We start from the raw sequence: 9,155 nt of genomic DNA, 5'->3' as shown, positions 1-9,155 counted from the left end.
GCCGTGCTCGCGCAGCCGCCCGGCCACCTCAGACAGGTACGGCACGTGCGCGTCGGCGATCGGGATGCCGGTGACCTGGACCGGGGCCAGCCAGGGCGGGAACGCGCCCGCGTAGTGCTCGGTCAGGATGCCGAAGAACCGCTCGATCGAGCCGAACAGCGCGCGGTGGATCATCACCGGCTGCTGCCTGGTGCCGTCCGCGGCCTGGTACTCCAGGCCGAACCGCTTGGGCAGCTGGAAGTCGACCTGGATGGTGGACAGCTGCCAGGTGCGGCCGATCGCGTCCCGGGCCTGGACCGAGATCTTCGGGCCGTAGAACGCCGCGCCGCCCGGGTCCGGGACCAGCTCGAGGCCGGTCTCCCCTGCGACCTGCTCGAGGACGGCGGTGGCCGTGGCCCAGTCCTCCTCGGAGCCGATGAACTTGTCCTTCTTCGCGTCGTCGCGGGTCGACAGCTCCAGGTAGAAGTCGTCCAGCCCGAAGTCGCGCAGCACCGTCAGCATGAAGTTGAGCAGGTGCTTGACCTCGGCCGGGGCCTGCTCGGCGGTGCAGTAGGAGTGCGAGTCGTCCTGTGCGAAGCCGCGCACCCGGGTGAGGCCGTGGATGACACCGGACTTCTCGTAGCGGTAGACCGAGCCGAACTCGAAGAGCCGCAGCGGCAGCTCACGGTAGGACCGACCCCGCGAGGCGAAGATCAGGTTGTGCATCGGGCAGTTCATCGCCTTGAGCTGGTAGTTCGATCCCTCGAACTCCATCGGCGGGAACATCGTGTCGGCGTAGTGCGGCAGGTGGCCCGAGGTGTGGAACAGGCCGTCCTTGGAGATGTGCGGGGTGCCGACGTACGAGAAGCCCTCCTCGATGTGGCGACGGCGGACGTAGTCCTCCATCTCCCGCTTGATCACACCGCCCTTGGGGTGGAAGACCGGCAGGCCGGAGCCGAGCTCGTCGGGGAAGGAGAACAGGTCGAGCTCACGACCGAGCTTGCGGTGGTCGCGACGCTCGGCCTCCTCGAGCCGGTGGAGGTGCTCATCCAGCGCCTCCTTGGACTCCCAGGCGGTGCCGTAGATGCGCTGGAGCTGCTTGTTCTTCTCGTCGCCTCGCCAGTACGCCGCCGCGGACCGCATCAGCTTGAAGGCCGGGATCCGCTTGGTGGTCGGCAGGTGCGGGCCACGGCAGAGGTCCTTCCAGACCGTCTCGCCGTTGCGTCCGAGGTTGTCGTAGATGGTGAGCTCGCCGGCTCCGACCTCCGCCTCGGCACCGTCGCCGGCACCGGCGGCGTTGCCCTTGAGGCCGATCAGCTCGAGCTTGTACGGCTCGTCGGCCAGCTCGACGCGGGCGTCGTCATCGGTGGTGACGCGCCGGTCGAACTTCTGGTTAGCCTTGATGATTTTCTTCATCGCCGACTCGATCTTGACCAGATCCTCCGGGACGAACGGGGTCTCGACGTCGAAGTCGTAGTAGAACCCGTCAGTGACCGGCGGGCCGATGCCCAGCTTGGCCTCCGGGAAGAGCTGCTGGACGGCCTGGGCCATCACGTGCGCCGTGGAGTGACGCAGGATGTCACGACCATCGGTGGAGTCGATCGTGACCGGCTCGACCTCGTCGCCTTCCTGGATCTCGTAGGCGAGATCCTTCAGCTGCCCGTTCACACGCGCAGCGATGACGTTCGGGTCGTCGGCGTATAGCTCCCATGCCTTGCTCACCCGCCGATGCTATCGAGAACGTCGAGTGATTTCAGAAGTGGTCCTCGATCGCCCTGCTGCAGGGAACGCGAAAGGCCCGACCGGAACCGGTCGGGCCTTGCTGAGGTGGACGATACTGGGTTTGAACCAGTGACCTCTTCCGTGTCAAGGAAGCGCGCTACCGCTGCGCCAATCGTCCTGGTGAAACTGGGTGAAACTGGAGCGGACGACGAGACTCGAACTCGCGACCCCGACCTTGGCAAGGTCGTGCTCTACCAACTGAGCTACGTCCGCATGCAGTGCACGCACTGCGTGAACCAGGGCTTGTGTTGCTGTGCCGTTCCACCCTGTTCCAGTGGACGATACTGGGTTTGAACCAGTGACCTCTTCCGTGTCAAGGAAGCGCGCTACCGCTGCGCCAATCGTCCGTGCTTATTCAGTTATAGGTCCTACTCGAGGTGGGTACGGGATTTGAACCCGTGTACACGGATTTGCAGTCCGTTGCCTCGCCTCTCGGCCAACCCACCGCAGAGGCATAGGCACCTCAGAGCGGACGACGAGACTCGAACTCGCGACCCCGACCTTGGCAAGGTCGTGCTCTACCAACTGAGCTACGTCCGCATTGCTTCGCTTCCCTTGCCTTTCGGCCCGGTCGGCGTTGCGTGGAAAACATTAGCGGTTCACCCCAGGGGCACCAAATCAGGGTCCCCCTAGGCGCGTCCCGCCCGTCGCGGCTACTCGAACGAGCCCAGCAGGTCGGTGATCAGCGCATCCAGGTTGAGGTGCCGGGTCTCGGTCCCGACCGGCACCAGAGCGAACGAGCGCGCCAGGAAGAGCTGGACCTCGTGCGAGTCGGCCTGGGCGACCAGGCGGCCATCGGGCGAGCAGAAGTCGAAGACCGCGACCGGCTTGTTGTCGACGTCGACCTCCGGGTGGACCTTGACGTCCCCCTCCCCTGCCGGCGCCGCCAGACCCTGCAGCATCAAGGTGCGCGAGACGACCCACTCCACGTCACCCGAGCCCGAGTGGAAGGTGAGCGAGACGGCGTACGGGTCCGAAGCGCGGTAGCCGAAGGTGGTCGGCACGCGGACCGAGCGCCCCCACGGGTCGACGCACCACAGTTCGATGTCGTGCGTGATCGGTGCGAGTGCGGTTCCGTGGTCAGCCGGCTGCTGCGTCATGTTGTCCCCCTAGTTCAGGCGTTTCCCTGTTAACGAGACGAACGAACTTTGGATCCGTGACGTAGGTCCCGAATTTTCTTCTGGATTTCCAGTGCGCTACTGTTCTCAACGCAACCGCGGGTGATTGGCGCAGTGGTAGCGCGCTTCGTTCACACCGAAGAGGTCACTGGTTCGAACCCAGTATCACCCACCGCATGCAAACAGCCCCTGACCTGGGAAAACAGGTCGGGGGCTGTTCGCATTTCCATGCCTCCAGCGTGCGCCGGACCGGGGAGGCGCACCACCCCCAGAGTGGGTACGTGCGGCCCCCGGGACGCGCCGGGCGGGTCCGATCAGGCGCCGCCACCGCCGTTGAGATGCTCGTGCTCCTCGAAGTTCACGGTCCGTCGCGTGTTGGCCAGCGCCGTCACGGTGGCCGTCCCGAACGTGCCGGAACGGTCGAAGAGCTCGGCCACGCCGACCGCCACCCCAGCCGAGGAGAGCTGGTCCAGCGCCCGGATCCCGATCTCCAGGCCGATCGGGCGACGGCTCATCGCCAGCGAGATGTCGGTGTTGATCCACTCCATCCCGGCCTCGCCCCAGTTCGTGATCATGCTGGCGGTGTCCGAGATCGCTGCCACCGCGACGAAGGAGGTCATCTCCTCCCCCGCCACCGTCGGCACCGGCACCTGCCAGGTGGCGTGCCGCCCGGCGTTCTGGTGCTCGACGAACTCCTGGGACCAGGGCTTGAGACTCTGCCAGTACGGCGGCCGCGGACCGTTCGGCGGCGGGACCTCGTCCTCGGTCGGGGCCACCGCGCGCTCAGCGGCGCTCCAGACCACCCCGGTCGGCTGGTCGCCGGTGGCCAGGAAGGTGGCGCTCGCCCGGGCCACCACGACGCCGTCCTGACTCACCTCGGCGTCGATCAGGACCAGTCGCGGACCCTCGCGCAGCACCGTGGCACGCACCGACGTCGGCACCATCCGGGCGGCCCGGAACAGATCGACGTGATAGCGGGCGGGGACCATCTCCGAGCGCCCCAGTCCAGCCAGTGTCCGCTCCAGCTCCAGGGCGAGCAGACCGCTCACCGCGACGCCGTGCATCTGGTCGGCGCTCCACAGGCTCGCCGCGATCGGGAGCGGGGTGACCGTCTCGCCCGTGCGCGTGAAGTAGGCGATGCGATTCATGCTGCCACCTTAACCAATTGTTAGAACGTGTTTCAGTTTTGGGCTAGGCTCTCGCCATGACGTACGTCATCACGCGCTCCTGCTGCAACGACGCCTCCTGTGTCGAGGTCTGCCCGGTGGACTGTATCCACCCGACACCGGACGAGCCGGGGTTCGGCTCCACCGAGATGCTCTACATCAACCCCGACGACTGCATCGACTGCGGCACCTGCGTCGACGCGTGCCCGGCTTCGGCGATCTACGCCGGCCTCGAGGTGCCGGCGCATCTGGCGTCCTACCTCGCGGTCAACGCCGACTACTACGACTTCACCGGCGACCCGCCGATGCCCGGGTTCCCCAGCGGCGCCGGCCCGAAGGCGACCGACCAGACCGAGCCGCTGCGGGTCGCGGTCGTCGGCTCCGGCCCGGCCGGCTGGTACGTCGCCGACGAGCTGTCCAGCACCCGGCGTGCCGACGTCGAGGTGACGGTGATCGACCGGCTGCTCACCCCCGGCGGCCTGGTCCGCTTCGGGGTCGCGCCCGACCACCTCGACACCAAGGGTGTGCTGGCCTCCTTCGACAAGATCGCCCAGCACCGCCGCACCCGGACCGCGTTCGGCGTGCCGATCGGTGCCGACGGGGTCAGCCACGCCGACCTGCGCGACCACTTCCATGCGGTCGTCTACGCCACCGGTGCCTCCCACGGCCGCTCGCTGGGCCTGTCCGGGGAGACCCTGCCCGGCTCGGTGACCGCCGCCGAGCTGGTCGGCTGGTACGCCGGTCACCCCGACCGCCGCGACCTGGACCCGCGGCTCGACACCGAGCGCGCCGTCGTGATCGGCAACGGCAACGTCGCCCTCGACGTCGCCCGGATGCTGCTCTCGGACCGCCCGCACCTGACCGACTCCGACGTCACGGCCCCCGCCTTGGAGGCCCTGGCGGCCAGCACGATCACCGAGGTGGTGGTGCTGGCCCGGCGCGGTGCGGCCGAGGCCGCCTTCACCAGCCCCGAGCTGCGGGCCCTGATCGACCACCCCGACTTCGACGTCGTGGTCAGCGCCGACGAGGTCGCCGCCCTGGAGGAGCTCCTCGACCCCGCCGACCGGAGCCCGGCGACCTTCGCCCTGCGGGAGAAGGCGACCCTGCTGCTGGAGGCGGCCCGCACCGAGCCGACCGCGGCCAAGCGGCTCGTGCTCCGCTTCGGCCTCACCCCCGACGGCATCGTCGGCGAGACCGCCGTGACCGGGCTGCGGGTCGTGCCCACCGCCGGCGGCGCTCCCGAGGTGATCGACGCCGGCCTGGTGATCCGGGCGACCGGCTACCGCTCCAGTGCCGTCGACGGGGTTCCGTTCGACGAGGCGACCGGTCGCTTCGCTCACGAGGGCGGTCGGGTGCTCGACCCGAGCGACGGCAACATCGTCACCGCCACCTATGTCTGCGGCTGGGCCAAGCGCGGCCCCAGCGGCGTGATCGGCACCAACCGTTCGTGTGCGGCCGAGACCGCCCGGGCGGTGCTCGACGACTTCGTCGCCGGGCGGCTGGCCTCACCCGCCCATGCTGGGGAGTTCGCCGACCTGCTGAGCAGCCGCGGGATCGATGCCGTCGACCAGCGCGGCTGGAAGGCGATCGACGCCGCCGAGATCGCTGCCGGCGCGGCCCAGGGCCGCCCCCGGGTGAAGATCACCGACCCCGCCGAGCAGCGCTCGATCGCCCTGGGTCAGGCGAAGGCCTGAGCCACCTGCTCCTCGGTGAGGCCGTAGTCGGCGAGCGTGTAGCGGTGCGACGGGCGCGCCTTGCCGGTGCGTGAGTCGGCATCGAGACGGCGTACCTCGGCCTGAGCGGCGTCACTCCAGGTCAGCCCGAACGCCTCGTAGATCCCGGCCACGGTCCCGATCGGGTCGGCGACGAAGGCGCGGTAGTCGACGTCGTGGAACTGCTCGGCACGGTAGCGCGGGCGCAGTGCGTCGAAGCGGCGCTGGGAACGGCTCAGCATCTCCAGCTGGGTGCGCCCGATGGTCTCGCCGACGAAGGTGGTCGAGGTGCCTGCGGTCGCCTCGGCCGACAGCGAGCACGCCGAGGCGATGCTGGTCACCGGGGCGCGGTGGCACACCACCACCAGCGCGTCGGGGTAGACCGCCATCAGCGCGTCGAGGGCGACCAGGTGCGACGGGTTCTTCAGCACCCAGCGTTTCTCGGCGTCGTGCAGGCCGACCAGCTGGAGGTTCTGCCGGTGCCGGGCGTAGGCGTCGGTCCAGTCCTGACCCGCGAGCCACGCCGAGTAGCGCGGGATGTGGGCCAGCGACTCGAACCCGATCGACTTCCCGCTCTGGCGCAGCACCCGCCAGCACTCCTCGACGCTGGTCGCGTCCATGTAGTGGATCCCCATGAACTCGGGGTTGTCGATGTGGTGGGAGCGGTACGCCGCCTGGAGCGCGTTGAAGATCGGGTCGGACTCCCACGTCGCCCGGGGCGGACGCGGCTGCGGGAACTCCGTCAGCCAGGCCTCGAGTCCCTGGTGGTCGGCATCGGCGCACAGCAGCCGATGCAGGGCGGTGGTGCCGGTGCGCGGCAGGCCGGTAACGAAGATCGGCCGCTCGATCGCCACGTCGGCGTGCTCGGGGAACTCCGCGAACCGCGCCTGCGTGATCAGCCGTCCGACCAGTGCACTCTTGACCTGGGCGCGGTGGAAGTAGTTGCCCACCGGGGTCAGACCGGCCTCGGGTGAGGCGAGATCCTCGACCAGCAGACCGAAGCCCTCCTCGAAGCCGGAGCCGGGAACGATGCCGAGGTCGCGCAGCCCGGTGGTGCGCATCGCCGCCTCGACGATCTCGGTGAAGGAGCCGATCTCGGCGCGCTGACGGGGGCCCGCGCCGGCCTGGTCAGTGGTCATGGAACTCGCCGCAGTCGACGTTGAGCACCTGGCCGGTGACAGCACCGGCCAGGTCGCTGGCCAGCAGCAGTGCCGCCTGCGCGACCTCGTCGGCGGTCGCGAGCCGCTTGAGGTCGGTCGGGGCAGCCTTCTCGGCATAGACCTCCGCGGCGGTGCGGCCCGACTCCGAGGCGAGCCACTCGAAGTAGGCCTTGTTGACGTCCTCGTAGATGTAGGACGGCGCGATCGAGTTCACCCGGATGCCGCGCGGGCCGAGCTCGGTCGCCAGGCTGCTGGCCAGGTGCGCCAGGGCACCCTTGGAGAGCTTGTAGCCGGCGAACTCGGGCTGGCTCTGGTAGAGCACCGCGGAGTTGATCATCAGGATCGACCCGCCCGGCTTCGCGCCGTCGGCCGCCAGTGCGTCAGCGAAGAGGGCCGAGAGCCGCAGGGGCGCGAAGACGTTGGTCTCCTGGGCGGCGCGCAGGCTGTCCAGGCTCAGGGTGGTGAGCGGGTCCATCGGTGGGATGCCGAAGGCGTTGTTGATCAGGCAGTCCACCCGGCCGAACTCGGCCAGGGTCGCCTCGACCAGTCGCCGACGGGCGTCCTCGTCACCGATGTCGGTGGGCACCATCAGGGCGCGTCGGCCGTGGGAGCGGACCACCTCGGCCATCGCCTCCAGGCGCTTGGGGGTGCGGCTGACCAGGACCAGGTCGGCCCCCATCAGTGCCGCCTGCTCCCCCAGCGAGCGCCCCAGCCCCGGCCCGACGCCGGAGAGCACGATGACCTTGTCCTGCAGCAACTGAATCAACTGAGCATCCTTCGTGCGACGGCCCGTTGGCGGGCGGTGATCCGCTCGGCGTACTGCGCGGCGGTGAGAGGTACGGCGGCAGGCAGACGCCCCGCGAGGTCGGCGACGGGCACGACGCTGACCCGAGGGCCGTCGGCGGCGGTCAGCTCCCGGGTGAGGCGCTGCCAGCGCAGCATGATGGGGCCGCTCTGGTGCCCGGTCGCCTCCAGCCAGTTCGCGATCGGCGCCCCCGACAGCGGCGGCCGCTCGGAGACGACGAAGCGCAGCACGCCGTCGGGGTCGGTGACGGCCTGATCGGCGGTGAGGCTGGTCTGGTGCGTCTCGTAGTCGGTCGAGGCGTACCAGTCCGACCCGATCTGGATCGCCTGGTAGGCGGCGTCGGCGCAGCGCGGCACCTCGATCAGCAGTGCCTCGTCGTCAGCGAGGCGGTAGTGGCCGATCGAGCTGAACTGGCTGGCCAGCCCGCCCGGCGTCGAGGCCGGCACGGTCAGGGTGTTGACCGGCTCCTGGTACTGGAAGAAGTGCGGGAAGGCGAACCAGGTCTGGATCGAGCCGGTCAGGATCCGGGCGGCGACCTCGTACTTGCGCTCCAGGCGGCTGCGTCGCAGCGGCTCGGCGGCCCGACCGATCCGGTCGACCCGTTCGATCCAGAGCGTGCCGCGCTCCTCGGTGTCCCAGTCGGAGAAGACCTCCCTGATGATCAGGGTCTTCGCCCCGGCGTCGTAGGGCCCGAGCGTCAGGTCGAAGGTGCCGTCGGGGGCGACCTCGATCTCCCGGTCGTCGAACGCCGCCAGCGACGGGGGCGCACCGGAGGCCTCGTAGCCGCCGCCCATCACCTGGAAGGAGAGGTCGGCGCTGCTCCCCCGGCGCCCGCGGACGCGGTACGTCGCCCCGTCGGTGATCCAGGCGTGGAAGTAGATCGCGTCGGGGTTGTCCAGGCCCTGGCGGGAGAACTGGTGGGTGGAGTTGATCAGGACCGGCCGGTCGAGGTCGTAGTCGAAGCTGAGCTGCAGGGCCGCCCGGATCCGTCCGGCGAGGTAGTCGTAGCCCTCCAGCAGGTCCTGCTCGGTGGCGATGTTCGGCGCCGACTCGATCAGCTTCTCCGCCTCGGCGATCGCGTCGAGGAACGGCTGGGTGATCATCGTGACCTCACCGGACCTGGGAGATCACGTGCTCGGCGTACCCGTTGAGATGCTTGATCTTGGTCTCCAGCGGCTCGGTGTCGGGTCCGACCACGTAGGGCACCCGGAAGCCGACGATGCAGTCGGTGACGCCCTTGTCCTCTAGGCGCTTGACGCCGTCGACCGAGTAGGCGTCCATCGAGATCACGTGGACCTCGAAGTTCTCCCGGGTGTCGCCCTCGGCCTCGCGGATCGCCTGGAGCTTGCCGAGCATCACGTCCAACTCGTCGGCGTCGCCGCCGGCGTGCATCCAGCCGTCGCCCTTGCGGACCGCGCGGCGCAGCGCGGCGT

7 protein-coding genes, 6 tRNA genes and 1 pseudogene are annotated in these 9,155 nt (G+C 69.3%); 2 read left to right on the top strand and 12 right to left on the bottom strand.

What is annotated here, in order from left to right; all coding sequences use genetic code 11:
• The 7 genes from thrS to Q1V88_RS19490 all read right to left on the bottom strand — a co-directional run.
• Positions 1–1,701 (bottom strand): threonine--tRNA ligase (gene thrS, locus Q1V88_RS19520; RefSeq protein ID WP_300683669.1); only part of this gene is annotated, 1,701 nt, incomplete at its 3' end.
• A 106-nt stretch (positions 1,702–1,807) separates the two neighbouring features.
• Positions 1,808–1,879, bottom strand: a tRNA-Val gene (locus tag Q1V88_RS19515).
• Positions 1,880–1,898: 19 nt separating this feature from the next.
• Positions 1,899–1,974: transfer RNA gene (locus Q1V88_RS19510), tRNA-Gly, on the bottom strand.
• A 62-nt stretch (positions 1,975–2,036) separates the two neighbouring features.
• Positions 2,037–2,108, bottom strand: a tRNA-Val gene (locus tag Q1V88_RS19505).
• Positions 2,109–2,136: 28 nt separating this feature from the next.
• A tRNA-Cys gene (locus tag Q1V88_RS19500) sits at positions 2,137–2,207 on the bottom strand.
• A gap of 21 nt (positions 2,208–2,228) precedes the next feature.
• Positions 2,229–2,301, bottom strand: a tRNA-Gly gene (locus Q1V88_RS19495).
• 113 nt (positions 2,302–2,414) lie between these two features.
• A complete protein-coding gene (locus tag Q1V88_RS19490; RefSeq protein ID WP_300683667.1) occupies positions 2,415–2,861 on the bottom strand; it encodes an SsgA family sporulation/cell division regulator in 447 nt (148 codons plus the stop codon).
• Positions 2,862–2,979: 118 nt separating this feature from the next.
• On the opposite strand from Q1V88_RS19490, the gene Q1V88_RS19485 reads away from it, so the two are divergent.
• Positions 2,980–3,051 (top strand) — tRNA-Val (locus Q1V88_RS19485).
• A 142-nt stretch (positions 3,052–3,193) separates the two neighbouring features.
• Here the strand turns inward: Q1V88_RS19485 and Q1V88_RS19480 are convergent.
• Entirely contained in the window at positions 3,194–4,027 is an 834-nt protein-coding gene (locus tag Q1V88_RS19480; protein WP_300683664.1) for an acyl-CoA thioesterase domain-containing protein, read from the bottom strand.
• A gap of 56 nt (positions 4,028–4,083) precedes the next feature.
• Between Q1V88_RS19480 and Q1V88_RS19475 the strand changes: the two genes are divergently transcribed.
• A complete protein-coding gene (locus Q1V88_RS19475) occupies positions 4,084–5,739 on the top strand; it encodes an FAD-dependent oxidoreductase (RefSeq protein ID WP_300683661.1) in 1,656 nt (551 codons plus the stop codon).
• Here the strand turns inward: Q1V88_RS19475 and Q1V88_RS19470 are convergent.
• The 4 genes and pseudogenes from Q1V88_RS19470 to Q1V88_RS19455 all read right to left on the bottom strand — a co-directional run.
• Positions 5,724–6,896 (bottom strand): sulfotransferase, encoded by a 1,173-nt coding sequence (locus Q1V88_RS19470; protein ID WP_300683659.1) that lies wholly within the window; start codon positions 6,894–6,896, stop codon positions 5,724–5,726. The two genes, Q1V88_RS19475 and Q1V88_RS19470, sit on opposite strands and share 16 nt — an antisense overlap.
• Positions 6,886–7,683 carry an SDR family oxidoreductase gene (locus Q1V88_RS19465; RefSeq protein WP_300683657.1) on the bottom strand — a complete coding sequence of 266 codons (798 nt, stop codon included), beginning with the start codon at positions 7,681–7,683 and terminating at the stop codon, positions 6,886–6,888. The genes Q1V88_RS19470 and Q1V88_RS19465 overlap by 11 nt, the downstream gene beginning before the upstream one ends.
• The gene (locus Q1V88_RS19460) at positions 7,680–8,825 is read right to left on the bottom strand and encodes a hypothetical protein (protein ID WP_300683655.1); all 1,146 of its coding nucleotides are present in this window, start codon (positions 8,823–8,825) and stop codon (positions 7,680–7,682) included. The genes Q1V88_RS19465 and Q1V88_RS19460 overlap by 4 nt, the downstream gene beginning before the upstream one ends.
• Positions 8,826–8,832: 7 nt before the next feature.
• Positions 8,833–9,155: pseudogene (locus tag Q1V88_RS19455) on the bottom strand (LLM class F420-dependent oxidoreductase); the annotation flags it as partial.

Source organism: Nocardioides sp. (assembly GCF_030150155.1).
Taxonomy (GTDB): domain Bacteria; phylum Actinomycetota; class Actinomycetes; order Propionibacteriales; family Nocardioidaceae; genus Nocardioides.
Note: the sequence above shows the minus strand (reverse complement) of the source record. Positions and strands in the feature narration are given on the sequence as shown.